Source organism: Sphaerimonospora thailandensis, assembly GCF_016863115.1.
In the GTDB taxonomy this organism is placed as follows: Bacteria; Actinomycetota; Actinomycetes; order Streptosporangiales; family Streptosporangiaceae; genus Sphaerimonospora; species Sphaerimonospora cavernae.
This window is the reverse complement of sequence record NZ_BOOG01000038.1, coordinates 18,295-42,072: the sequence shown is the minus strand read 5'-3', so window position 1 is coordinate 42,072 and position 23,778 is coordinate 18,295. Positions and strand designations below refer to the sequence as shown.

25 protein-coding genes and 1 tRNA gene are annotated in these 23,778 nt (G+C 69.3%); 14 read left to right on the top strand and 12 right to left on the bottom strand.

From position 1 onward, the window contains the following. The first annotated feature begins 31 nt into the window (after nt 1–31). Nucleotides 32–1,171, top strand: a complete 1,140-nt coding sequence (locus Mth01_RS19720; protein WP_204017369.1) for a cation diffusion facilitator family transporter — start codon at nt 32–34, stop codon at nt 1,169–1,171. 16 nt (nt 1,172–1,187) lie between these two features. On the opposite strand, the gene Mth01_RS19715 is transcribed toward Mth01_RS19720, so the two are convergent. After that, the gene (locus Mth01_RS19715; RefSeq protein ID WP_204017404.1) at nt 1,188–2,060 is read right to left on the bottom strand and encodes an NAD-dependent protein deacetylase; all 873 of its coding nucleotides are present in this window, start codon (nt 2,058–2,060) and stop codon (nt 1,188–1,190) included. Nucleotides 2,061–2,521: 461 nt separating this feature from the next. On the opposite strand from Mth01_RS19715, the gene Mth01_RS19710 reads away from it, so the two are divergent. From Mth01_RS19710 to Mth01_RS19700, 3 genes are all read left to right on the top strand, one after another. After that, nucleotides 2,522–2,857, top strand: a complete 336-nt coding sequence (locus Mth01_RS19710) for a hypothetical protein (protein ID WP_204017368.1) — start codon at nt 2,522–2,524, stop codon at nt 2,855–2,857. 279 nt (nt 2,858–3,136) lie between these two features. Next, on the top strand, nt 3,137–3,964 hold the full coding sequence (locus tag Mth01_RS19705; protein WP_204017367.1) for a PIG-L family deacetylase: 828 nt from the start codon (nt 3,137–3,139) through the stop codon (nt 3,962–3,964). Nucleotides 3,965–4,024: 60 nt separating this feature from the next. Continuing rightward, nucleotides 4,025–4,645 (top strand): DUF4240 domain-containing protein, encoded by a 621-nt coding sequence (locus tag Mth01_RS19700; protein WP_204017366.1) that lies wholly within the window; start codon nt 4,025–4,027, stop codon nt 4,643–4,645. A gap of 44 nt (nt 4,646–4,689) precedes the next feature. Here the strand turns inward: Mth01_RS19700 and Mth01_RS19695 are convergent, their stop codons facing one another. Continuing rightward, nucleotides 4,690–5,943, bottom strand: a complete 1,254-nt coding sequence (locus Mth01_RS19695) for a mannosyltransferase family protein (protein WP_239089826.1) — start codon at nt 5,941–5,943, stop codon at nt 4,690–4,692. Nucleotides 5,944–6,350: 407 nt separating this feature from the next. Between Mth01_RS19695 and Mth01_RS19690 the strand changes: the two genes are divergently transcribed. Further along, entirely contained in the window at nt 6,351–6,929 is a 579-nt protein-coding gene (locus Mth01_RS19690; protein ID WP_204017365.1) for a maltokinase N-terminal cap-like domain-containing protein, read from the top strand. Between the two features lie 86 nt (nt 6,930–7,015). Here Mth01_RS19690 and Mth01_RS19685 read toward each other — a convergent pair whose 3' ends face one another. The 9 genes from Mth01_RS19685 to Mth01_RS19645 form a co-directional block, all read right to left on the bottom strand. Further along, a complete protein-coding gene (locus Mth01_RS19685) occupies nt 7,016–8,020 on the bottom strand; it encodes a MerR family transcriptional regulator (RefSeq protein ID WP_204017364.1) in 1,005 nt (334 codons plus the stop codon). Between the two features lie 6 nt (nt 8,021–8,026). Further along, nucleotides 8,027–8,413 (bottom strand): HEAT repeat domain-containing protein, encoded by a 387-nt coding sequence (locus Mth01_RS30295; protein WP_308440814.1) that lies wholly within the window; start codon nt 8,411–8,413, stop codon nt 8,027–8,029. Between the two features lie 418 nt (nt 8,414–8,831). Further along, nucleotides 8,832–8,906, bottom strand: a tRNA-Val gene (locus Mth01_RS19675). Between the two features lie 15 nt (nt 8,907–8,921). Further along, nucleotides 8,922–9,923, bottom strand: coding sequence for an ROK family protein (locus Mth01_RS19670; RefSeq protein ID WP_239089825.1), 1,002 nt, complete (start codon nt 9,921–9,923; stop codon nt 8,922–8,924). A 23-nt stretch (nt 9,924–9,946) separates the two neighbouring features. Continuing rightward, entirely contained in the window at nt 9,947–10,300 is a 354-nt protein-coding gene (locus Mth01_RS19665; RefSeq protein ID WP_204017363.1) for a hypothetical protein, read from the bottom strand. Between the two features lie 72 nt (nt 10,301–10,372). After that, entirely contained in the window at nt 10,373–10,855 is a 483-nt protein-coding gene (locus tag Mth01_RS19660; RefSeq protein WP_239089824.1) for a peroxiredoxin, read from the bottom strand. Between the two features lie 123 nt (nt 10,856–10,978). Continuing rightward, on the bottom strand, nt 10,979–11,407 hold the full coding sequence (locus Mth01_RS19655; protein WP_204017362.1) for a DUF3052 domain-containing protein: 429 nt from the start codon (nt 11,405–11,407) through the stop codon (nt 10,979–10,981). 138 nt (nt 11,408–11,545) lie between these two features. Beyond that, nucleotides 11,546–11,953 (bottom strand): secondary thiamine-phosphate synthase enzyme YjbQ, encoded by a 408-nt coding sequence (locus Mth01_RS19650; RefSeq protein WP_204017361.1) that lies wholly within the window; start codon nt 11,951–11,953, stop codon nt 11,546–11,548. A gap of 9 nt (nt 11,954–11,962) precedes the next feature. Next, nucleotides 11,963–12,157, bottom strand: coding sequence for a DUF1918 domain-containing protein (locus Mth01_RS19645; RefSeq protein ID WP_204017360.1), 195 nt, complete (start codon nt 12,155–12,157; stop codon nt 11,963–11,965). A gap of 453 nt (nt 12,158–12,610) precedes the next feature. Here Mth01_RS19645 and aceE point away from each other — a divergent pair, with 453 nt between their 5' ends. Together aceE and Mth01_RS19635 are read left to right on the top strand one after the other, a co-directional pair. Next, nucleotides 12,611–15,373, top strand: coding sequence for a pyruvate dehydrogenase (acetyl-transferring), homodimeric type (aceE, locus tag Mth01_RS19640; protein WP_407695960.1), 2,763 nt, complete (start codon nt 12,611–12,613; stop codon nt 15,371–15,373). A gap of 153 nt (nt 15,374–15,526) precedes the next feature. Beyond that, a complete protein-coding gene (locus tag Mth01_RS19635) occupies nt 15,527–17,389 on the top strand; it encodes a S1 family peptidase (protein ID WP_204017359.1) in 1,863 nt (620 codons plus the stop codon). 33 nt (nt 17,390–17,422) lie between these two features. Here the strand turns inward: Mth01_RS19635 and Mth01_RS19630 are convergent, their stop codons facing one another. Continuing rightward, nucleotides 17,423–17,881 carry a helix-turn-helix transcriptional regulator gene (locus Mth01_RS19630; protein ID WP_204017358.1) on the bottom strand — a complete coding sequence of 153 codons (459 nt, stop codon included), beginning with the start codon at nt 17,879–17,881 and terminating at the stop codon, nt 17,423–17,425. A 153-nt stretch (nt 17,882–18,034) separates the two neighbouring features. On the opposite strand from Mth01_RS19630, the gene Mth01_RS19625 reads away from it, so the two are divergent. The 7 genes from Mth01_RS19625 to Mth01_RS19595 all read left to right on the top strand — a co-directional run bounded on the left by Mth01_RS19625 (nt 18,035) and on the right by Mth01_RS19595 (nt 23,765). After that, nucleotides 18,035–18,448: a hypothetical protein gene (locus Mth01_RS19625; RefSeq protein WP_239089823.1), complete on the top strand. Its 414-nt coding sequence runs from the start codon at nt 18,035–18,037 to the stop codon at nt 18,446–18,448. Nucleotides 18,449–18,451: 3 nt separating this feature from the next. Beyond that, nucleotides 18,452–19,615, top strand: coding sequence for a glutathionylspermidine synthase family protein (locus Mth01_RS19620; protein ID WP_204017357.1), 1,164 nt, complete (start codon nt 18,452–18,454; stop codon nt 19,613–19,615). 32 nt (nt 19,616–19,647) lie between these two features. After that, on the top strand, nt 19,648–20,097 hold the full coding sequence (locus Mth01_RS19615; RefSeq protein ID WP_204017356.1) for a DUF350 domain-containing protein: 450 nt from the start codon (nt 19,648–19,650) through the stop codon (nt 20,095–20,097). A gap of 210 nt (nt 20,098–20,307) precedes the next feature. Then, nucleotides 20,308–21,408 (top strand): PucR family transcriptional regulator, encoded by a 1,101-nt coding sequence (locus Mth01_RS19610; protein WP_204017398.1) that lies wholly within the window; start codon nt 20,308–20,310, stop codon nt 21,406–21,408. A gap of 135 nt (nt 21,409–21,543) precedes the next feature. Next, on the top strand, nt 21,544–22,440 hold the full coding sequence (locus Mth01_RS19605) for an ACP S-malonyltransferase (protein WP_204017355.1): 897 nt from the start codon (nt 21,544–21,546) through the stop codon (nt 22,438–22,440). After that, nucleotides 22,437–23,393, top strand: a complete 957-nt coding sequence (locus tag Mth01_RS19600) for a beta-ketoacyl-ACP synthase III (protein WP_204017354.1) — start codon at nt 22,437–22,439, stop codon at nt 23,391–23,393. Before Mth01_RS19605 ends, Mth01_RS19600 begins: the two co-directional genes overlap by 4 nt. Nucleotides 23,394–23,525: 132 nt before the next feature. Continuing rightward, nucleotides 23,526–23,765 carry an acyl carrier protein gene (locus Mth01_RS19595; protein ID WP_055481378.1) on the top strand — a complete coding sequence of 80 codons (240 nt, stop codon included), beginning with the start codon at nt 23,526–23,528 and terminating at the stop codon, nt 23,763–23,765. Nucleotides 23,766–23,778: the final 13 nt, after the last annotated feature.

The window sequence follows — 23,778 nt, the reverse complement described above, 5'->3', positions numbered from 1 at the left end:
TGCGGCGCGTTTCCTCGGGCATGGTGATTCCATGAGCGAGGAAGAGTCCGGTCCTGGCCGCCCGCACACCGACCAGGGCGACGGTCCCGACCACCCGCACGAACACGACCACGAACACGGCCACGCTAACGGGGGGCATACCCACGGGGGGCATGGGCACGGTCCCGGGTGGAGGCCTCTGGGCGGCCGAATCCGTCATGCGCTGCGGCCGCACTCCCATGAGACGGCGGACAAGGTCGACGCGGCCATGGAGACCTCGGTCCGGGGGATGCGGGCGCTGTGGATCTCCTTCGCCGGGCTGGGCGCGACCACGGTGATCCAGGCTGTGGTGGTGGCGGTCTCGGGATCGGTGGCGCTGCTGGGCGACACGCTGCACAACGCCGCCGACGCGCTGACCGCGGTCCCGCTGGGCATCGCGTTCCTGCTCGGCCGGCGCCCGCCGACCCGGCGCTACACCTACGGGTTCGGGCGGGCCGAGGATCTGGCCGGAGTCGTGATCGTGCTGATGATCGCGGTCTCCGCGGTGTTCGCGGCCACGGCGGCGTTCGACCGGCTGCTCGACCCGCGGGAGGTGAGCGAACTGGGGGCGGTCGCGGGCGCGGCGCTGGTGGGGTTCGCCGGCAACGAACTGGTGGCCCGCTACCGCATCCGCGTCGGCAGGCAGATCGGGTCGGCCGCGCTGGTCGCCGACGGGCTGCACGCGCGGACCGACGGGTTCACCTCGCTGGCCGTGCTGGCGGGCGCGGGCGGGACCGCACTGGGCTGGGATCGGGCCGACCCGGTCGTCGGCCTGCTCATCACCGTCGCCATCCTCGCCGTGCTCCGCCAGGCCACCCGCGAGGTGTACCGCAGGTTGATGGACGCGGTGGACCCCGCCATCGTGGACCGAGCCGAGGCGACGCTGCGCGGGACGCCCGGAGTGCTCGACCTCGGGCAGGTGCGGCTGCGCTGGATCGGCCATCACCTGCGGGCCGAATGCGAGGTGATCGTCGACCCGGCCTGCACCGTGGTGGAGGCGCACCGGGTCGCCGTCGAGGCCGAGCACCGCCTGATCCACACCATCCCCCGGCTGACCGCCGCGATCGTGCACGCCGATCCCCTCCCGCACGACGGCGTCGACCACCACGCCCTCCTCGCCGGCCACCGGCACGACCCGCGTGGCGGCGAGTGACCCGCGAGCATTCGCCTCACGTGCTGGCGGAAGAGTCCGATGGTCTGCGACGAGGCGGCTCCAGCCGCGAGACAAGCCTGGTGAGGGTCGAGCCGAGAGGCCCGTCGAAGGTCAGGAGGGCCTGGGCGTCGCCCCGGGTCGGACCCCGGTTGATGATCGCGACGGGGATGCCGCGCTCGGCGGCATGCCGTACGAACCGGTAACCGGACATCACCGTCAGCGAAGACCCGAGGACCAGCAGCATCCCGGCGCGCTCCACCAGTTCGTAGCACTCCTCGACCCGAGGTCGCGGCACGTTCTCCCCGAAGAACACCACATCGGGCTTGAGCACGCCGCCGCAGCCGTCGGCGTCACAGTTCACGATGTTGAAACCCTCGACCTGGTCGTCGGCGAGCACGGCGTCGCCGTCGGGATTGATCACGTCGATCCGAGCATGCCAGCGCGGGTTGGCGGCGCGCAGCCGCTGGTCGAGCCACTGCCGGGAGGTGCGTTCGCCGCAGGAAAGGCAGCGAACGCGGTCGAGGGCGCCGTGCAGTTCGATCACCTGCCGGGCCCCGGCCGCCTGATGCAACCCGTCGACGTTCTGGGTGATGATCCCGGCGACCAGCCCACCGGCCTCCAGCTCCGCGACGGCGCGGTGCCCGGCGTTGGGACGGGCACGATCGATCTCCCGCCAGCCCAGGTGGCTGCGTGCCCAGTAGCGTCTCCGCGCCGCCGCACTGCCGACGAACGTCTGGTACGTCATCGGCTCGGCCCGCCGTTTGCGGCCGGTCTCCCCTCGATAGTCCGGAATGCCGGACTCGGTCGACAGCCCGGCCCCGCTGAGGATCACCACGTCGCCGTCCGCGACGAGATCGACCAGCACGCGGAACCGAGGACCGGTGAACATCCCCGGCGAGCCGGCCGGTGCATCGATCACGCTTCCGGCCCCCTCATCCACCACCCCAATCACCCATCCATCCTGCCCGACCGTCGTATCCGCCCCAGGTCCCCGGCCAGCCCAAGGAGTTTTCCACAGCCCAGTTGCAAAGAGTGAGACCTAAAGCACCCAATGTGACAGAGTTGCCGTGGACGGCCTGGGCGGGGGCAGGGCCGCAACGTACACTCCAGCCAACGACGGGTAGCCAAGTGGTCAGACCGCGACACCAGGTCAAAGAACTCGAAGAGGTGCTTGCTCAGGCCGAACGCCAGGGATGGGTAGTGGACAAGGGGAAGAAGTATTTCATGATGAAGTGCCCCTGTGGGATCCACCGGAAGACCGTGCACCTGACACCATCGGGAAACAACTACAAGAGGAATCTGCTCGGCCAGTTGCGCCCGAGCGACCTGTTGGGATGACGAGGAGGCGGGATGAAGTACCTGACAATCCAGGAGGTGCTTTGCGTCGGGGATCTTTCGGGTTTTGAGGCTCGGCTCGACGAGCTCATGAACTCGCTGCTGGACCTCGCGGAGCAGGACACATACATCGAAGATCCCGATCTGGCCGCCACCCTCACCATCGGGCGCGTCGATGTCCAGATGACCGTGGAAGCCGAGGACCCCGCAGAGGCGATGGTGAAGGCGCTGTGCGCGCTACGGACCGCCATCCACGCGATCGGGGACGCGACGCCCGGTTGGGAGACCGACCGCGCAGTGATGCATGTCGCTCCGCTGGAGGATGCCGACCGGCTGTTCGCCGACGCCTGAACCGCAGCGGGTCGGGTCCATACGTCAAGGGATGGGGATCCCCTTGCCTGGTTGGCGCGCGCCTCGATGACCTGGTGTGCCTTGGCCACTGCCGGAGCTGTGGGCCACGAGCCGTCCACCCGGCACGAGCGAGCGCAGCAACGGAGTGAGCAGGCCGCCGCCGACGGCTTCCAGTGCGATGTCGCGCAGCGACAAGTCCGCGCTCGTTCCGCTCAGGGGATCAAGAGGCGATATAGGGTCGTTCGAAAAGTATTCGTAAACCAGAGTACGGGGGATCGAATGGACCGAGAGCTCACCGTCATGGCCGTGCACGCCCACCCGGACGACGAGGTGATCGGCACCGGCGGCATCCTGGCCAGGCATGCCGCGGAGGGCATCCGTACGGTCCTGGTGACGTGCACCAACGGCGAGCAGGGGGACGGGCCCGGCGGGGTCAAGCCGGGCGAGCCCGGCCATGACGACGCGGCCGTCGCCGAGCGCCGGCTGGCCGAGCTCCGGGAGTCCGTCGCCCATCTCGGCATCGATCACCTGGAGCTGCTCGGCTACCGTGACTCCGGCATGGACGGCTGGACGGGCAATGGTCACCCCGACGCGTTCGCCAACATCCCGGTCGAGCGTGCCGCCGCCCGGCTGGCCGAGCTCATGGAGCGCTACCGGCCGCAGGTGGTCGTGACGTACGACGAGATCGGCGGCTACGGCCACCCCGACCACATCCAGGCCCACCGCATCGCGATGGCGGCGACCGAGACGACCGGGATCCCGGACAAGCTGTACTACACGGCCGTGCCGCGGGAGCGGATCCGGCAGATGTTCGAGTTCATGCGGTCGAGCGGCATGGCGCCGGAGGACGTGGAGCTGCCTGACGACTTCGGCACCCCGGACGAGCTGATCACCACCGCCGTCGACGTCTCGCCGTACGTCGAACACAAGATCAAGGCGCTGCGGGCCCACGAGAGCCAGGGCGAGAACATCTTCCTGCTGCGGATGCCCGCCGACGCGCAGCACCAGGCCTTCGCGACCGAGTTCTTCGTCCGCCGGATCTCCCGCGTGACCGCCCCCGACCAGGAGGACGACCTGTTCGCCGGCCTGCGCGACGTTCAGTCCTGATCCGGCAACCGGCCGTCGGACTCTTGGCGTTCCGCAGCCGACCTGCCATGATCACGCTTCATGGACGTAGACGAGTTCTGGTTCTTGATCGAGCGATCCGCCCGTGAAACCGACGGGAAGGACGCTCGCCTGGAATGGCTGCGGAATCAATTGGCACGGCGTTCCGCCGAAGATATCGTCGATTTCGCCGAATGGCTGCGGCTGGCGCGGAAGAAGGTCGACACCTGGTTGATGTGGGGCGCCATGCGGGCCTCGTTCGGGTACGGCTCCGACGATGGCTTCTGGTATTTCCAGATGTGGCTGGTCGGCCTTGGGCGCGAGGCCTTCGAACGGGTGGCGCATGCGCCCGACGACCTCGTCGACCTGCCGGTGGTTCAACGCCTGCTTGTGAGGCGGCGGGATTGGGTCCGGCTGTCGGACGCCGAGGCCATGAGGGTGCCGATGTGGACCGACGACGAGTGGCCGGAATTCGAGTGCCTCGACTACGTCGGCGACGAGGCGTGGGAGAAAGCGACCGGCCGGGACTCCGACGAGCTGTTCGAAGCCCTCCGGTGTCGCGGCCATGCGCCACAGGCGTCTCCTGAGCCCGACGACGAGAAATGGGAGCTCGACGACCCGGAGGAGTCGGCCCGGCGTCTCCCCAAAATCAACAGCTACAAAGCCGGCCTCTACCGCGGATAGCCTTGCCGCCCGGTCCGTGGCTTTCACGGATTCGCGTTGATGGCTCAGCCGGTCCAGGAGCTGTTGAGGAAGGACATCAGCATCGGCACCGTGAGCGGCCCGATCACCGTGGCGTAGAGGATTATCACCCACCGATGGCGGGCGCCCGTCCTGCCGATGAGCACCCACAGCGGCCACCACAGCAGCACCGCCCGGGGGACCGACATATAGAACGTCGACGTGAGCAGGGTGCCCAGTTGCAGCCCGACGTAGACGAACTCGGCCCAGCGTCGGGCGACCAGCAGCCAGACGAGCAGCAGCACCCCCACGATCGCCGCCGCGATCTCGAGGCGGAACATCGGCCCGTACCCGCTGGCGTCGGCGGTCATGTCCCATGTGGCGCCGAACGCCTCCCAGGGCCAGACCAGTCTCCGCCCCCAACCGACCTCCTGAGCGTGGTTCCAGGCCAGCCAGTTGCCGGTACGGGAGTGCTGGTAGGCGGCGTACGCGAAGATCGACGCGAACGGCAGCACCAACCACGCCCCCCGCCGCCAGCCCGCCCAGCCGTCCCTGCGGATCCGGCTCACGACGAACTCGATGATCAGAGCGATGGCCAGGAACAGGCCGGTGATCCGTACACAGGAGGCCCCCGCGGCCAGGGCGCAGGCCAGCGGCCAGGCACGGCGCCGGGCGGCCAGCCAGGCGGGCAGCGCGAAGGCGAGGAAGAGCGCCTCAGAGTAGCCGGCGAAGAGGAAGACCGCCGGGGGGCATAACAGCAGGGCCAGTACGGCCCAGCGGCCCGAGCCGACGGGTCCTTCCAGGTCGGCGAGCCGGGCCAGCGCCACCACGGCCACCGCGCCGGCGACGAACGAGATGATCAGTCCGGCCAGGGTCCAGTCGCCGACGACCGAATGGACCAGGCGCAGTGCCAGCGGCAGGCCGGGGAAGAAGGCGGGCAGCCCGGGATCGGGATCCAGGCTCGGGTCGCCGTCGTACCCGAACTCGGCGATCTTCCGGAACAGGTCGGCGTCCCAGGATTTCCAGCGCTCCAGCAGCGGTGCCTGGTTCTGGCCGGAGACGATCAGGACTCCGTAGATCGCCACGAGGAGCATGCCGGCCCTGGTGCCGACCCACAGCAGCAGCGCGTCCCGGGTGGCGGCGCCCCGTCCCACCGGTTCAGCGGTGGTCTCGCCGGGCGGAGGACTCATATCCCCGCGCTCGACGGCCTCCCTTGCGGCCTCCCCGGTGGCCTCCTGGTCCGGCCCGGTCGACTCCCCGCGTTCCGGGTCGCGCTCAGTTTCCCGAACGAAAGCCGTCACGTGCCGCTCTCCTCTCGCACCTGTCGGCCCCGCCGTACGGTACGCCGCCTCCGTACGTCCTTCCGATTTCCGGCAGGGCCGATCCGTCGGACCGGTCCCCCCCTTCCGCGGACCCGTACGGATGAGCCGCGGCCACACCCATGATGAGAGATCATGACAGGCGCTCGATGCCGAACGCCAGTCCGATCCGACGCGGCACCCGCTCCGGAGCCTCCGGCGTACGCGATGACATCGAGGTTTCCGCCGTCAGGAGCCGGAGCGACCGATGCCGCGCCTGAAACGGGCAGCGCATGTGGGAACGGCGCGCATGCGGGAACGGCGCGCAGGCGTCCTGGGAAGCATCGCCGGCCCCTGTTGGTTCAAGCTCCTCAGGAGACCGACCCAGTCCCGCCTGTAAGGGAGTTCACATGGCCTACATCCACCGCACCACCCTGACGCCCACGAAGCTGGAGCTGCTCACCGAGTGGCTGCCGAAGCAGAGCTGGTACGTGGGCGAGGCGGGAACGCCCGAATTGGTCAAGGCCGGCGGGTTCCGGCTGGACGATCCGGAGGGCGAGGTCGGGATCGAGTTCATGGTCGTGGTGGACACCACCGCGCAGGAGCCGGTGGCGTACCTGGCGCCGATGAGCTACCGCGGTGCGGCTCTCGAGGGCGTCCCCGGCGAGGCGCTGATCGGCACCTCTGAGCATGGGGTCCTCGGCCCCCGGTGGATCTATGACGGTGTCCACGACCCGGTGGTGACGGCACAGTTGCGCGCACTCCTGCGCGGCGAGGCCGTGCCGCAGCACCAGAGCACGAGCGACACCCCGGACCCGACCGTCACCGTGCACGGAATCGGCCCTGCCGACGGGCTCGACGTACAGGTCAACCGTGTCCTGCGGCCGGCCGAGGCCGTGGAGGGGTCATCCGGACGCCTCGTCGCCGGCTGGACCTGGCCGGACGGAACGGACGCACGGGGCGTATTCGCCACCGTCGCGCGGCGGTAAGTGAGTCGCAGTCGCCCCGTTTCCTTGAGCGGGTACGGGGCGTTCTGGCCGGTGGGCGGTACTGGGTTCGTACCGGTGACCTCTCGTTATCGCGTGTCGCGTAGCTTGAGGATGTATGCCGCGGTGAGTGCGACGGCACGGTCCTCGTCATGTGACAGATCTGCGAGGGCACGTGACGCCGTGATCCCCGGGATGTCCGCGAGCGCCTGCGTCAGCCGCCGGCGTGCAGACGATTCGATGGTGCCACGGGCGAGACAGCCAACGAGCCTGCCGGCGATCTGATCCGCCAACACGGAATCACCCGCCAGCACGCTCAGCGCGTCGGCCGCATCGGCGTCGTCCACCCCCTGGACGATCATGTCGATGAGCGTCGGGACCGCGTCGGCCACTCCACGCGCCCCGAGCGCCAGAGCCGCATACCTGCGGACCACCAGGTCGGAGTTCGTGAGGGCGTCCCGCAGCAGCGCGGTCGCCTCACCGTTCGGAAGCTCGGCGATGGACTGGACGGCACGTTTCCGCACCTCGGCTGCCGGCGAGCCGAGGCCCTCCGCCAGCAGTGCCGATCCGCCCTCGCCCGATTGCGCCAGAGCCCATCGAAGTGCTCCGGCGACATTCGGGTCCGTCTCGCTCAGCGCCGCCTCGACCAGAGCCTCCACTTGCACCGGAACCTCTTCGACTGAGGACAACGCCGCGCGCTGGCGCTTCCCAGCGCTCTCCGACCCCAAGGCCTGGAGGAGTGCCACGATCCGGAGGACGTCCTCCCAGTCGGCGGGTTCCGCGGCCGCGATCCGACGGAGTCGGGTGAGCAGCTCCGTCTCACCGGCAATGCGTTCTCGCGTCTGGCGGATGAGGTCGTCGACGAGCTCCGAGGGCGTGAAACCGGGATCATCGAGCGCGCGGCCGACTTCGTGCAGCGACAACCCCAAGGACCGCAGGCTCTCGATATGGAAGATTCGCCGGATGTCCTCGCTGGAGTATTCCCGATAGCCGGCCTCGGTACGACCTGTCGGCCGCAGCAGGCCGAGCGAATCGTAATGCCTGAGCATGCGGGCGCTGACCCCGGACCGCCGTGCCACATCACCGATCAACACCGCCTGTCACCCCTCCTGTCCGGTCGTGCCGAGGGCTACGATGCGCTTCGCCTCCTCGATCGCGAACTCGAATCCGGCATCCGGGTCGCGCGACAGCCGTTCCGTGGCGATCGCGTGCTGACGCACGCGAGGGTCGAGGTCCGTCATCGCGGCGCGCAGGGTCGGCATGATCACCTCACCGAGCGCGATCAACGCCCGGCTGAGACTCAACCGCGTCTCACGCTCGCCGCGCCCGAGCTGTGTCGCCAGCACTCCGGCCAACTCGGGCTCTTCACCTTCGGGCACAAGTATGACCGCTGCTCGCCAGGCGCTCCGCGCCACCTCGTCGTCGGCGTCGGTCAGAAGCGCCCGCGTGATCGCCGGCCATGCTTGCCGGTCTCCGATCTTGGACAAGCGTGTGCAACGCCTGACTTCGTGCCTGCACACGTGCCGAGCGAAGTTCATCGATGAGCTTCGGGACCGTCATCGATGCCGAGTGGCGGGTGAGTGCCCACGTAAGCATGTCGCGTACGTAAAAATCGGGCTCGACCGCGCATCGTTCGATGAGCTTGTCGATGAACCGCGGATCAGGGGTCGTGCCGACCGCCAGCGCGGCCTGCAGCCGCACTGGCGAGCGGCCGTCCTCCAACCCCTGGAAAGCCCGAATCGTGTCCAGGTCCTGTTTCGGCATGGTCATCCGGACCACCTCCTTGGCCCCAGTGAAGACCTTGTCACTGTGTCAAGGTCAAGCGGCGCCACGCCGTGAGACGGCCAGGTCGCTGAGTTGATCGCGCCCCCCGTTTCCATGATCTTGGAGACGGGGCGTTTTGGCTGGTGGGCGGTACTGGGTTCGAACCAGTGACCCCTCGCTTGTAAGGCGAGTGCTCTACCGCTGAGCTAACCGCCCGGACGGGACTACACCTTACGGCACAGCGCCCCTTCTCAGCACATCGAGCGACCAGTCGCGCCCCACGTCGGGCACGCCGGCGGCCTGCCACCCCAGCAGGGCGGCGCCGAGCATACCGGCTCGCATGCCGAGAGCCGCCGGGAGCAGCGGGGGCCGCTCGCGGAAGGTCAGCCTGGCCGACAGCCGCTCCTCCAAGGGCAGGAACAGCGTCTGGCCCGCCTCGGCGAGGCCGCCGCCGATCACGATCGCCGCCGGGTCGAGCAGCATCACGTACGACGCCAGCGAGATCGCCAGGGCCTCGACCGCCTCGTCGAACACCTCCCCGGCCACCGCCTCTCCGGCGACGGCGAGCGACACGACGTCCTTGGCGGTGGCCGCCGTACGGCTCGGCGACCTGGCCTCGTACCGCCGCACCAGGGCGGAGGCCGAGGCGTAGGTCTCCAGGCAGCCGATCTGGCCGCAGGCGCACTTCTCCCCGGCGGGCCACACGGGCGCGTGGCCGATCTCGCCGCCGGAGCCCTCGGCGCCGCCGTACGGCTCGCCGCCGATCACGACCGCGCCGGCGATGCCGGTGCCGATGGCCAGGAACAGGAAGTCCGCCACGCCGCGCCCGGCGCCGAGCACGCTCTCCGCCAGGCCGCCGGTCCGCACGTCGTGCCCGAGCCTGGCCGGGATCCCCGGCGGGACGAACGCGGAGACGGGCACGTCGTACCAGCCGATGTTCGCCGAGTAGACGGCCGTGGAGGTGGTCACGATGCCCGGCACGGCGAGGCCGATCCCGTCGGGCGGCGCGCCGTACCGGGAGGAGCCGAGATCCACCAGTTCGTCGACGTAGGCGCGAATGGCCGCCACCACAGTCTCGGGGCCGCTCTCGCGGCCGGTGGGGCGACCTTCCAGAGCGGTCACCTCACCGCCCCGGGTGACCAGGCCGCCCTTCATCGACGTCCCGCCCACGTCGAGCGCGACCACGTACCGCGGATGCGCGCTCGCGAGCGGCCCAGGACGACGCGCACTCACGAGCGGCCCAGGACGACGCGCGCTCACGAGCGGCCCAGGACACGGTTGAGCGCGGCCTCCACCTCGGCCGCCAGGCCGGGCGAGCTCGTCTGGCCGGAAGAGCCCGGCCGGCCGGCCGGATCGGGCCGGCCCGCCGGGACCAGCGGGTCATTGGACCGGGCGAGCCGTACGGCTCCGCAGGAGCGGCACTCGACCTCGCCGAGGCGGCAGATCAGCGCCACGGAGCCGCAGGATGCGCAGGTGTCCAGATCGAGGTCGTGCGCGCGTTGGCAGTCCGGGCAGACCAGGACCTGCGCCTCGTGGCGCACCCCACGCTTCCACGGGCTGGCGCCGCGGACGGGGTCGGTCTGCCGGGCCCCGCATCGGTAGCAGGGCATCTCCCCTCCCCTGAAGGCAGATCGGGATGGACAGGTAGGGATATGTCAGCGCCCAGCCAGTGGGCGGAAACATCAGAGCTGCGCCAACGCCTTGCGGTATTCGTCGACGTCCCGCGCCGACCCGATCTCGTTGACGACCTTCCACCGTACGACGCCCTCGCCGTCGATGATGAACGTGCCCCGGAGGGCGACGCCCTTCTCCTCGTCGAACACACCGTACGCCCGGGCGACCTCGCCGTGCGGCCAGAAGTCCGCCAGCATCGGGAACGTGAAGCCCTCCTGATCGGACCAGGCGCGCTGGCCGAACATCGAGTCGACCGAGACCGCCAGCACCTGGACGTCCTCGGGCGCCGAAGGGACGAACTCGTCACGGATGGCGCTCAGCTCGCCGTGGCAGACACGGCTGAACGCCAGGGGATAGAAGACGAGCACGACCTTCCTCCCCCGGTGATCGGCGAGCCTGACCGGAGTGCCGTGCTGGTCCTTGAGCTCGAAGCCGGGAGCCGGCCGGCCGATCCGCGCCGCTTCCATCGCCTCCACCGCCTCCACCGCCATGAGCAGTCAAGTCCTTCCCGGTTCGGGTCCGCGCACCATCCTGCCGTACGGCACGGCCGAGCCGTACGGCAGGGGAACGGATCAGCAGATCAGACCTGGACAGCGCCCAGCGGCCCCGGATGTTCAGCGACGGGCCTTGGGCGCGACGAGCCGCGTCCCCGACCAGTCCCTGGCGGCGCTGATGCTGCTCGTCTGAGACAGCCCCGCGGTGGTCGCGTCCTCTCCGATGTCACTGGGCTCGACATGGCCGTCACGCCCCGCCTTGGGCGTCAGCAGCCAGATCTGGCCTCCATCGGCGAGCGCGGTCATCGCGTCGCTGAGCGCGTCGAACAGGTCCCCGTCCCCGTCGCGCCACCACAGCAGGACCACGTCGACCACCTCGTCGTAGTCCTCATCCACCAGCTCGTTGCCGGTCAGCTCTTCGATGGACTCGCGCAGCGCCTCGTCGCAGTCCTCGTCCCAGCCGACTTCCTGCACCACCTGACCAGCCTTGAGGCCGAGTCGTTCGGCCAGGCCGCGCTCACCTTGCGCCTGGCCCGCGGTCGCGCTCACGTTCATCCCTCCTGCTCGGGTGACCCCGCCAATATTCGCGGTTGTCTAGCTCCGGAGAGCCATGTTTCGGCACAGTCCACACGCTGCGACCCACCGTCGTCAACGGTCGCCACGACCAGGGACCCGCACCGTTATCTGCTAATCGGACAAAAATGACAAACGCACGCGCCTGTCCGGGTTGTCGACGTTCAGATCGACCAACGCGACCGACTGCCACGTCCCCAGCGCGAGCCTTCCGTCGAGCACCGGCACCGTGGCGTACGGGGGGATCAGCGCGGGCATGACGTGTGCTCTGCCATGGCCGCGCGACCCGTGCGCGTGCCGCCACCGGTCGTCCGCCGGGAGCAGTTCCCCCAGGGCCGCGAGCAGGTCGTCGTCGCTGCCGGAGCCGAGCTCGATCAGCGCGATGCCCGCCGTGGCGTGCGGCACGAACACGTGCAGCAGGCCGTCTCCCCCGCACTCCCGCACGAAATCGGCGCACTCCTGGGTCAGGTCGTGCACCCGCTCGCGTGAGCCGGTGCGCACCTCGATCTCCCTCGATTTCACAGCGCGATACTACGAGCCTCCGCGAGCGGGGATGACGACCGCGTCGGGGCCCGGGTACACCAGCGCCTGGTGTCCATCCTCGAAGCGGACCATGAACGGCGGCTCACCGCCGGGTCCGCGCACCTCGATGATCTCGCCCTGTTTGTCGTGCTCCCCCACGACGGTCCCGTGCACCACGAGCCGGTCGCCTACCGCAGCGTGCATCTCGATCCCTCCTCTCAGAGCCTGGTACGGCTATCGCCCGATGAGGGGAGGAGAAACCCCTCTCCCGGCAGAGGAAGGGACAACTCATACCAAAACGTTACCGGCGGATCACCGCGGGATCACCGGTGCGCGGGTGGTTACCGAGGCGGTCGGGGAGGGCATGCCTCACCAGGCCAAACGGGCGGGGCCGACTGCCGCACCCCCTGGTATGAACATGGAGATCCCAGTCGTCCTATGATTGGAGGTCTACTCCGGAGAAAATCCGCTGCCAGCGGAGACCCGCTGGTTACCGAGGAGTAGAGATGCACTTTCCGGTGCGAAGAGACAGGATGGAAGACGACCAGAACACCCGACAGGACACCCGACCAGACACCGCGTTCCGGCAGGACGCAGCCCACAGGCAAGACCCATCAGACCGACGTGACCATGTCCAATCTCGGAAGGCGAGACCCAGTGGCTTCCGGACGCCAGCGTTTTTCGATCATCAGTGACGGCCTACCCAGCCAGTTGCCTGATGTCGATCCGAGCGAGACCCAGGAATGGCTCGAATCGCTCGACAACGTCATCAAGACCGAGGGGCGCACCCGCGCCCGCTATCTGATGCTCAGACTGCTCGAACGCGCCCGGGAACGACAGGTCGGAGTTCCGGGCCTGCGCAGCACCGACTACATCAACACGATCCCGCCCGAGCACGAGCCCTGGTTCCCCGGGGACGAGTACGTCGAACGCCGCATCCGGGCCTACATCCGGTGGAACGCGGCGGTCATGGTGCACCGGGCCAACGCGCGGACCAACGTCGGCGGCCACATCGCCACCTACGCCTCCGCCGCGTCGCTCTACGAGGTCGGCTTCAACCACTTCTTCCGCGGCAAGGACCACGGGGAATCGGGCGACCAGGTCTTCATCCAGGGCCACGCGTCCCCCGGCATCTACGCCCGCGCGTTCCTCGAGGGCCGGCTGTCCACCGTCGACCTCGACGCGTTCCGCCAGGAACTGTCGCACGGGTTCAAGGGCCTGCCCTCCTATCCCCACCCGCGCCTCATGCCGGACTTCTGGGAGTTCCCGACGGTCTCCATGGGTCTCGGCCCGATCTCCGCGATCTATCAGGCGCGGTTCAACCGCTACCTGCTCAGCCGCAAGATCAAGGACACCAGCCGAAGCCACGTGTGGTGCTTCCTGGGCGACGGCGAAATGGACGAGCCCGAGTCGCTCGGCGCGATCGGCGTGGCCGCCCGCGAGGAGCTCGACAACCTCACCTTCGTGATCAACTGCAACCTGCAGCGGCTCGATGGGCCGGTACGCGGCAACGGCAAGATCATTCAGGAACTGGAGTCGTTCTTCCGCGGAGCCGGCTGGAACGTCATCAAGGTCGTCTGGGGCCGCGACTGGGACCCGTTGCTCGCCGCCGACGTGGACAGCGTGCTGGTCAACCAGATGAACACCACCCCCGACGGGCAGTTCCAGACCTACTCGGTGGAGTCCGGCGCCTACATCCGCGAGCACTTCTTCGGCGGCGACCCCCGGCTGCGTAAGATGGTCGAGCACCTGTCGGACGACGAGATCCGCAGACTGTCGCGCGGCGGCCACGACTACCGGAAGGTCTACGCCGCGTTCAAGGCGGCCCGCGAGCACGTCGGCCAGCCGACCGTCATCCTCGCTCAGACGATCAAGGGCTGGACGCTGGGCAAGGACTTCGAGGCCCGGAACGCCACCCATCAGATGAAGAAGCTGAGCAAGGCCGAGCTCAAGGAGTTCCGCGACCGGCTCTATCTCCCGATTCCGGACAAGGACCTCGAGGCCGATCTCCCGCCGTACTTCCACCCCGGCGAGGACAACGAGGAGGTCGCCTACATGAAGGAGCGCCGGGCGGCGCTCGGTGGCTACCTCCCCAGACGGGTGGTGCGCGCCAAGCCGCTCAAGCTCCCCGGCGACCCGGTCTACGCCGGGCTGCGCAAGGGCTCCGGCAAGCAGAACGTGGCGACCACGATGGCGTTCGTCCGCCTACTCAAGGACCTCGCGCGGGACCCGGAGATCGGTGCCCGGTTCGTGCCGGTCATCCCGGACGAGGCCCGCACGTTCGGCGTGGACGCGATGTTCCCGACCGCCAAGATCTACTCTCCGCACGGGCAGACCTACGAGGCGGTCGACCGCGAGCTGCTGCTGTCCTACAAGGAGTCGGCCGAGGGGCAGATCCTGCACGAGGGCATCACCGAGGCGGGTTCGGTGGCCTCGGTCACCGCCGTCGGCTCCGCGTACGCCACGCACGGCGAGCACATGATCCCGGTCTACATCTTCTACTCGATGTTCGGGTTCCAGCGGACCGGCGACCAGATGTGGCAGCTCGGCGACCAGATGGGCCGCGGCTTCCTGCTCGGCGCCACCGCCGGTCGCACCACGCTGAACGGCGAGGGCCTGCAGCACGAGGACGGCCAGAGCCCGCTGCTCGCCTCGGCCAACCCGGCCTGCGTGGTCTACGACCCGACCTGGGCGTTCGAGATCGCGCACATCGTCAAGGACGGCCTGCGCCGAATGTACGGGGAGGACTCGGAGAACGTCTTCTACTACCTGACCGTCTACAACGAGCCCTACCAGCAGCCGGCCGAACCCGAGGGCGTCGACGTCGAGGGCATCCTCAAGGGCCTGTACCTCTACGCCCCCGCCGCCGACACCGCCGGCGGCGGGCCGAAGGCGAACATCCTGGCCTCCGGTGTGGCAGGCCTGTGGGCGCTGGAGGCGCAGCGGCTGCTCGCCGAGGACTGGGGGGTGTCGGCCGCCGTCTGGTCGGCCACCTCCTGGTCGGAGCTGCGCAGGGACGCGCTCGCCGCCGAGGAGCACAACCTGCTCAACCCCGACGCCGAGCCGCGCCTGCCGTACGTCGCGGCGAAGCTGTCCGGGGCCCACGGACCGTTCGTCGGCGTCAGCGACTTCATGCGGGCCGTGCCGGACCAGATCGCCCAATGGGTGCCGGGTGACTGGACCTCGCTGGGCACCGACGGGTTCGGCCTGTCCGACACCCGCTCGGCGCTGCGCCGCCACTTCCACGTGGACGCGGCCTCGATCACCCTGGCGGTGCTCACCCAGCTTGTGAAGCGGGGCGAGCTCAGGTCCGAGGTGCTTCACGAGGCCGTCTCCCGCTACCACCTGAAGAACGGCGTGACCGAGGTCGCCGGGCGGGCCACGCCCGAGACCAACGACACCCAGTCGATGGGCGTCTGATCGACCCGATCGGAAGGGGCGGTGCCGGGATCCGGCGCCGCCCCTTCCACGCATATGGCCCGTACGGCATGGCGTACCGCCTGGTCAGGCGGCATGGAACGATTCAAGTCAGTCCCAAGTAACAGACAAGACTACAAGTGCACTATTGCGTACGTGAATGGAAGATTTAGGAAATATCGCATACGTGGGACGCTGACCGCCGCCGCGGTCGCCCTGGCGGCACTCGCCGCGTCTCCCGCCTCCCCCGCGTCGGCCGAACCCGGCGACGACGTCTCCGTCGGAACCCGCCTGGCCGCGCGCACCCATCCGGCCGTGCAGCTCACCAGCCTGACCTACTCGGGCCAGGTCGTCGTCCCGACCGGCACGATCAAGGAGGGGCCGTTCAACGAACTCGTCCAGCAGGCGACCGCGGCCGTGCTCGACGGCAAGATCTCCTCCGACGAGCGGAGCATCGCCAAGTACCTGTTCCAGCGGATGGCCGCCGACGTCGACCGCTACCTCAAGCCGACCGGCCCGGAACGCAAGGTCAAGGCCGAGGTCGGCGGACTGTGCACCGGCTGGTGGGTGACCCCGGACGGCTACATGGTCACCGGTGCGCACTGCGTCCAGATGAGCGACCGGGAGCTCACCGAAGTGTTCGCCCAGCAGGCCCTGGCAAAGCTCAACAAGCAGGACGCCAAAGAGATCATCAAGGGGCTGCGCGGCATCGAGGCGGACGCCGAGCTGATCCAGCTCGCCCAGCAGGTGTACGTGAACTTCAACAGCGGCCATCTGCAGATCCGAGGCCTGAACAAGAGCCTTTCGGTGGTGCAGAGCCTGCCGGGCGGCGGCGTGGACAAGACGGCCAAGCCGGTCCCGGCCGAGCTGGTGTCGGTGGGCGAGAACTACCCGGGCAAGGACTTCGCACTGCTCAAGGTCAACGGCCAGCAGAACCTTCCGACGGTCCCGCTCGGCGACGACTCCGACGTCCAGACCGGCAGCACGCTCTACATCAGCGGGTTCCCCGGCCTGGTGACGAACACCCCGTTCTTCAGCCTCGAGTCCAAGCTCGAACCCGCGCTGACCGAGGGGCCGTACAACGCGAAGCGGACCACGCAGGAGGGCGTGCCGTACATCCAGACGCAGGCGCCGTCGTACCACGGCAACTCGGGCGGGCCGGTGTTCAGCAAGGACGGCAAGGTGATCGGCATGCTGATCGCCGGGACCGTCAGCGAGGGCGGTGAGGCGTCGGAGAGCGAGAGCTTCGTGCTGCCGGTCTCGATCATCATGGAGAAGCTGAACGAGAAGAACATCAAGCCGGCGCAGTCGCTGACCACCACCAAGTACGACGAGGCGCTGAACGACTTCTTCCTGCGGCACTACAAGAACGCGCTGCCCAAGTTCCGGGAGGTCCAGGCGCTACACCCGAACCATCCGTACGTCGCGAAGTACATCACCGACTCCCAGCAGGCCATCTCGTCGGGCAAGGACGAGACCCCGCAGCCGCTTTGGGTATGGATCGCGATCGGCGCGGGCGGTCTCGTCGTGGTCGCGGGCGTCGTGGTGGCGGTGCTGATGCTGCGTCGCCGCAAGGCCGGGCCGCAGGCGGCAGCCGTCCAGACACCATCGCAGGCGACCGCTCAGGGCTGGCAGCAGACGAACCAGGCGTGGCAGCAGACGAACGCTCCCGCCCAGGACTGGCAGCAGGGGAACCAGGCGTGGCAGCAGCAGAACGCCCAGGGATCGCAGCAGCAACCGCAGCAGCCCCAGCACGTGGAGCCCGGTTTCCAGCCCAACTACCCGCAGCCGGGGAACCCGCAGGCTTCTCCCGCGATGCCCCAGCCCGGCTACCCGCAGCCTCTCAATCCCCAGCCGCTCAACTCGCAGGCCGGCTATCCGCAGCCCGTCAATCCGCAGCCCGTCAATCCGCAGCCCGTCAATCCGCAGGCAGGGGCTCAGCCCCCGTCGGTGGCGGCGCTCGAACAGGAGATCGCCGAACTGCGCCGCCGACTGGAGCAGCGCCCGCCTGGTGCGTGACACCGCCCCGTCGACACCGGCCCGGCCTGACCGTCAGCCTTCCGCGATCCCGGCGAGCATCTCCAGGGGGCCCTGTTCCGGCTCCGGGTGGCGCTCGTCGGTGATGGCGGCCGACACGATCCGATCGAGCCGGAAGACGCGTACGTCGTCACGCAGCCGGCACCAGGCGACCAGGTACCAGCGACCGCCCCGGCCCCCCAGGCAGATGCTCGGCTCGACCTCCCTGGAGGTCGAGGCGCCATCGGAGCCCCGGTACTCGATCCGCAGTACCCGCCGGTCGAGCAGCGCGCGGTCGATCTCCCGCCGCACCGCCTCGGGTCCGTCCAGCGCATACCCGGCCCGGCCAAGCCGGATGGGCACGCCCGATTCCCGGAGCTTCGCCACGTCGCGCAGGATGGTGCTCTTGCTGACCCCGAGCCGGGACGCCAACTGCCGGGCGGACAGGCGTCCGCCGTTCCGGATCTCCTCCACCAGCGCGTCACGGCGTTCCATGATTCGAAACTACGCCGAAGATCCAGGAATGAAATCCCTGCATCCCCTATCTCGCCCGTCACACCGTCATCACCGCATAGGTAACCTTTAGCCGGACATAGTCGATCGGACTGTCGGCTGTGCCCTTGCCCGAATTCTGACATCAGGAGCCCGATGGCCGACCCGGAGCGTACCCCGCCGCCACCGCCGCCACCGCCACCGCCACCGCCGAGGCAGGGCCCGAAGTCGTCCACCGTGGTCAAGCTGGGCGCTCTGGGGGTGCTCTCGGTCCTGGTAGTCGGGTTCTGCGCGGCGCAGGAGAGCGAGGATGTCGACGCCGACTGCGTCGACATGTCCAGCACCCAGCCGGATGGGTCCTACGCAGTCATCGATGACGACTACTGCGATGACGACGGCCACTACCACGGGACACACGGCGCCTACCGTTGGTATTACGGCGGGAACCGCGTCGGAGACCGGGTCCGGAGCGGCACCACGGCCCGGCCGCCCGACTCGCGGATCACGAGCAGGTCCGGCCGGGTCATCCAGCGCGGCGGGTTCGGCTTCCACTCCGGCGGCGGGGGCTGACGGATGCGCAGGGAGACGTCTCAGGCTCGCGAAGGCTGGTCTGCCATCGTGGAGTCGCAGGGGCTCGCCTTCCACCGCTCCGCCCACCCGGAGGGCCTGGCCAGGCCGTACTGGGACGAGAGCGTCCACTACGTGTTCACGATGGACGAGGTGCTGGAGCTGGAGGCCCAGGTCGAGGAACTGCACAGGATGTGCCTGGCGGCGGCCGACCACATAGTCGCCGAGAACCGCTTCGCCGACCTCGCCATCTCGCCGGCCTGCCGTACGGCCGTCGCCGAGTCGTGGCGGCGGCGAGACCCGCACATGTACGGAAGGTTCGATCTGCACTACGACGGGACCGGCCCGGTCAAGCTGTTGGAGTACAACGCCGACACCCCGACGAGCCTGGTCGAGAGCTCGGTCGTGCAGTGGTTCTGGCTGCAGGACGTCCATCCCGGCGACGACCAGTGGAACTCCCTGCACGAGCGGCTGATCGACCGCTGGAAGTCGTTCACGCTGCCGACCGGCCCGGTCCACTTCGGCTGGACCAGCGCCGACGAGACGGGCGAGGAGGCGATGACGATCGGGTACCTGCAGGAGACCGCGGAGCAGTCCGGTCTGGCCACGGTCGCCATCGCGATGGAGGACATCGGCTGGGACGTGCTCAACCGGCGCTTCGTGGACATGGAGCAGCGGGTCGTCAGGACGCTGTGCAAGCTGTATCCGTGGGAGTGGATCGTCGCCGAGCCGTTCGGGCGGCACGCCCTCGCCCAGCAGGTGTCGATGGCCTGGATCGAACCCCTGTGGAAGATGCTGCTGTCCAACAAGGCGTTGCTGGCGATCCTGTGGGAGCTGTATCCGGGGCATCCGAACCTGCTTCCCGCCTACCTCGACGGCCCGCGCGAGCTGGCCGACGGTTCCGGCTACATCAGCAAGCCGCTACTCGGCCGCGAAGGGGCGTCCATGCGCATCGTCGCGCCCGGCGTCGAGGTGAGCACCGAGGGCGGGTACGGCGCGGAGGGCTATGTCCACCAGGAGTTCGCCCCGCTCCCCGACTTCGACGGCTGGCATCCGGTGCTCGGCGCCTGGATGGTCGGCGACGAGTCCGCCGGGCTCGGCATCCGCGAGACCTCCGGCCTCATCACCGACGACACCTCCTCTTTCGTCCCCCACCGAATCCACGATTGAAGGTCCCTGTGAACACCGGCATGAACTCCGGCATGAACACCGCTGACACCATCACCCTCGCCGAGGTGCTCGGCAACGGCGCACTGGCGATCATGGCTTATGCGATCTTGGGGGTGCTGCTGCTGGTCGCCGGGTTCTACGTGGTCGACCTCGCCACACCCGGCCGGCTCAGCAAGGTGATCCGCACCGACCGCAACCCGAACGCGACCGTGGTCGCCGCCTCGGGCGTGGCGGGCGTCGGCCTCATCGTCGCGGCGTCCATCTGGTCCTCCGGCGGGGCGTTGCGCGAGGGACTGCTCGTCACGCTGGTGTTCGGCCTGGTCGGCATCGCCGCGCAGACGCTCTGCATGTTCGCCTTCGACAAGGTCACCGGGTTCTCCGTCCGGGAGCTCGTCCGCGAGCCCGCCCTGCAGCCTGCGGCGATCCTGCTGTCGGTCACCCGTTTCGTGATCGGCCTCATCACCGCCGTCGCGGTCATCTGACCCGCGTACGGCTCCGCCGTACGGAGCCATGCCGGGCCGCGGGGCCGCACATGCGGGAAAGCGCGGTGCGGAAAGCCCGGTACGGAAAGCGCGGTGCGGAAAGCGCGACCACAACGATGACCTGGCACGCTAGAGGGCGTGAGTGAGCGGGGCACAGATCGGATCGGCGACAAGATCCGGGAGGACACGGCGCGGCGGCTGGATCGCGCGATGGGCAGCCTTGGCACAGCGGCGATGACCCGCATGGAGGAGCGGCTCGCCTGGTACCGCGCGCTGTCCGCGGAGGACAGGTCATGGGTCGGCCTGGTCGCCCAGGCGGGCATAGCGGCGTTCGTGGAGTGGTTCGGGCACGCCGGCGCGGGGCGGCCGACGCCGAGCATCGAGTTCTTCGGAACGGCCCCGCGGGAGCTCAAGCGCAGCGTGTCGCTCCAGCAGACCGTCGACCTGGTCCGCATCGTGGTCGAGGTGGTGGAGGCACAGGTGGACGATCTGGCCGCGCCCGGCGGCGCGGACCTGCTCCGCAACGCGATGCTCCGCTACACCCGGGACGTGGCGTTCGCCGCCGCCCAGGTGTACGCCAGAGAGGCCGAGGCGCGGGGCTCCTGGGACGCCCGGCTGGAGGCGCTCATCGTGGACGCGCTCGTCCGCGGCCAGGTCGACGACGGCCTGCACTCGTGGGCGGCGGCGCTCGGCTGGACGTCCGCGCCCGTCGTGGTCTTCGCGGGCCACACCTCCGACGATGACCCGCAGAGCATCATCGACGGGCTACGTGACAAGGGCCGCCGCGTCGGGCACGAGTTGCTCGCCGGTGTGCAGGGCGACCGGCTGATCGTGATCGTGGGAGGAGCCGACAGCATCAAGGACGCCGCCCGGCTCGTCGTGCCGCGCTTCGGACCCGGACCGATCGTCATCGGCCCCGAGGTCTCCGATCTGCACGCGGCGGCCAGCTCGGCCCGCGCCGCCATCGCGGGTCTGCGCGCCGCCTCGGCCTGGCCGGACGCGCCGCGGCCGGTGCTCGCCGAGGACCTGCTGGCCGAGCGGGCCCTGGACGGGGACGATGACGCCAGGGCCCAGCTCGTGGAGAACGTCTACAAACCGCTCGCCGGGACGCCGCTGCTCGACACGCTGGCCACCTACCTGGAGCAGGGGACCTCGCTCGAGGCCACCGCGCGGCTGCTGTTCGTTCACCCCAACACGGTCAGATATCGACTACGGAAGATCACCGAACTCACCGGGTACCAGCCCACCGAGGGACGCTCGGCGTTCACCCTCCAGGTGGGGCTCATCCTCGGCCGTCTGTCGGTCGGCTAGTGGGTGTCCGCGAGCCCTTCCGGGCTGCCGTAACCTCGGCGACACCGAAACTGTAGGGACCGCACAAACTCTCGGCGGCAAAGTTCGTTCGGATCACCATCAGTGTGGCGAACTCCTACAGGGCAGGGTGGACTCGTGCTCGTCATCGTCGCTCCGGGCCAAGGCGCCCAGACCCCAGGTTTCCTGACTCCGTGGCTCGAACTCCCCGGATTCCGCGACCGGCTGTCCGCCTGGTCCGACATAGTGGAGCTCGACCTCGTCGCGTACGGGACGACCGCCGACGCCGACGAGATCCGGGACACGGCCGTCGCGCAGCCCCTGCTGGTGGCGTCCGCCCTGGCGTCCTACGAGGCGCTGGGCGTGCGGCCCGACCTCGTCGCCGGACACAGCGTGGGAGAGCTGGCCGCGGCGGCGATCGCCGGAGTGCTGGCCCCGGAGGAGGCCCTCGGCCTGGTGCGGGAGCGCGGCCGGGCGATGGCCAAGGCCGCCTCGGTGACCGAGACCGGGATGCTCGCGGTGCTGGGCGGGACCGAGGACGAGGTCCTCGCCGCGATCGACGCGCAGGGGCTCACCCCCGCGAACATCAACGGCGCCGGCCAGATCGTGGCGGGCGGCACACTGGAGCAGATCGAAGCCTTCAAAGCGGCGCCGCCGCCCGGGGCGCGCCTGCGCCCGCTGTCGGTCGCGGGGGCCTTCCACACCGTGCACATGGCCCCGGCCGTCGACCACCTGCGGGACGAGGCCGCCGGCCTCACACCCCGCGACCCGGAGATCACGGTGCTGTCCAACGCGGACGGCGTGGCCGTCGCCACGGGCGCCGAGTTCGTCGACCGGCTCGTCGGTCAGGTCGCCAACCCGGTACGGTGGGACGCCTGCATGGCGACCATGGCCGAGCGCGGCGTGACCGCGATGGTCGAACTGCTGCCCGGCGGCACACTGACCGGCCTGGCCCGGCGTGGCCTGCCCGGTGTGAAGACCGTGGCCCTGAAGACCCCGGACCATCTGGAGACCGCCCGAGAGGTGCTCAAGTGAGGCTCAGCCAAGGCTCCCCGGGCGCGAAGGTGCTCGCGTTCGGCGGCTACCAGCCCGCCGAGGTCGTGACCAACGACGACCTGTCCAAGCGGATGGACACCAACGACGAGTGGATCCGAAGCCGCGTCGGCATCCAGGAACGCCGCATCGCGGGGCCGCACGAGTCGGAGATCGACATCGCCGTCCAGGCGGGCGGCAAGGCCCTGGCCGCGAGCGGCCTGTCCAGCGCCGACATCGACCTGGTCATCGTGGCCACGTGCACGATGGAGGCGCCGATCCCCAACGCGGCGGGCCGGGTCGCCCACCGGCTCGGCATCCAGGCCCCCGGCGCGTTCGACGTGAACGCGGCATGCGCCGGGTTCTGCTACGCGCTGGCCGCGGCCAGTGACGCCATCCGGGCCGGTTCGGCGACGCACGTGCTGGTCGTCGGCACCGAGAAGCTCAGCCAGTGGATCGACTGGGACGACCGGGCCACCGCCGTCATCTTCGCCGACGGCGCGGGCGCCGCCGTCGTCGGCCCGTCCGACACGCCCGGCATCGGGCCCGTCGTGTGGGGCAGCGCCGGCGACAAGGCCGACGTGATCGCCATCGAGAACCGGCACTCCTTCCTGTACCAGGAGGGCCAGTCCGTGTTCCGCTGGGCCACCACCGCACTTCACCCGGTGGCCGCACTGGCGTGCGAGCGGGCCGGTGTCGACCCCGCCGAGCTGGCGGCCTTCGTCCCGCATCAGGCGAACCTGCGGATCATCGAGGCGATCGCCCGCAGGATCGGCGCGGTCAACGCGGTCATCGCCCGGGACATCGTCCTCGCCGGCAACACCTCGGCCGCGTCGATCCCGCTCGCGCTGTCGCGGATGATCGAGCGCGGTGAGGTGCCGTCGGGTGGCCTCGCGCTGCTGCTCGGCTTCGGCGCCGGTCTCACCTACGCCTCTCAGGTGATCGAGATCCCTTAGTACGCGTCCGTGGGTCTTCGCCATGACGGGGAATCCACGGGGCACTACCCACACTTGTACGGCTTACCGCACAAGGCCGGATGAATGATCCGGAGCATTGGTAAATCAGAGAAACCAAGGAGAAGTCGCGACATGGCTATGACCGAGCAGGAGATCCTCGCCGGCCTCGGCAAGATCGTCAACGAGATCACCGGCGTCCCTGCCGCGGAGGTCACCCCGGAGAAGAGCTTCGTGGACGACCTTGACATCGACTCGCTTTCCATGGTCGAGATCGCCGTCGCCGCGCAGGACGAGTTCGGCGTCGAGATTCCCGACGACCAGCTCAAGCACCTCAAGACCGTGAAGGACGTCATCAACTTCATCCAGGCCTGAGCGGCCCTGGGTT

Bases quoted from the DNA above. Each gene is read 5' to 3' on its own strand.
- Mth01_RS19720 (WP_204017369.1), top strand. From the start codon at position 32: ATGAGCGAGGAAGAGTCCGGTCCTGGCCGCCCGCACACCGACCAGGGC.
- Mth01_RS19715 (WP_204017404.1), bottom strand. From the start codon at position 2,060: ATGTTCACCGGTCCTCGGTTCCGCGTGCTGGTCGATCTCGTCGCGGAC.
- Mth01_RS19710 (WP_204017368.1), top strand. From the start codon at position 2,522: ATGAAGTACCTGACAATCCAGGAGGTGCTTTGCGTCGGGGATCTTTCG.
- Mth01_RS19705 (WP_204017367.1), top strand. From the start codon at position 3,137: ATGGACCGAGAGCTCACCGTCATGGCCGTGCACGCCCACCCGGACGAC.
- Mth01_RS19700 (WP_204017366.1), top strand. From the start codon at position 4,025: ATGGACGTAGACGAGTTCTGGTTCTTGATCGAGCGATCCGCCCGTGAA.
- Mth01_RS19690 (WP_204017365.1), top strand. From the start codon at position 6,351: ATGGCCTACATCCACCGCACCACCCTGACGCCCACGAAGCTGGAGCTG.
- Mth01_RS19665 (WP_204017363.1), bottom strand. From the start codon at position 10,300: ATGCCCTGCTACCGATGCGGGGCCCGGCAGACCGACCCCGTCCGCGGC.
- Mth01_RS19660 (WP_239089824.1), bottom strand. From the start codon at position 10,855: ATGGCGGTGGAGGCGGTGGAGGCGATGGAAGCGGCGCGGATCGGCCGG.
- Mth01_RS19645 (WP_204017360.1), bottom strand. From the start codon at position 12,157: ATGCACGCTGCGGTAGGCGACCGGCTCGTGGTGCACGGGACCGTCGTG.
- Mth01_RS19630 (WP_204017358.1), bottom strand. From the start codon at position 17,881: ATGGAACGCCGTGACGCGCTGGTGGAGGAGATCCGGAACGGCGGACGC.
- Mth01_RS19625 (WP_239089823.1), top strand. From the start codon at position 18,035: ATGGCCGACCCGGAGCGTACCCCGCCGCCACCGCCGCCACCGCCACCG.
- Mth01_RS19620 (WP_204017357.1), top strand. From the start codon at position 18,452: ATGCGCAGGGAGACGTCTCAGGCTCGCGAAGGCTGGTCTGCCATCGTG.
- Mth01_RS19615 (WP_204017356.1), top strand. From the start codon at position 19,648: ATGAACACCGCTGACACCATCACCCTCGCCGAGGTGCTCGGCAACGGC.
- Mth01_RS19610 (WP_204017398.1), top strand. From the start codon at position 20,308: ATGGGCAGCCTTGGCACAGCGGCGATGACCCGCATGGAGGAGCGGCTC.
- Mth01_RS19595 (WP_055481378.1), top strand. From the start codon at position 23,526: ATGGCTATGACCGAGCAGGAGATCCTCGCCGGCCTCGGCAAGATCGTC.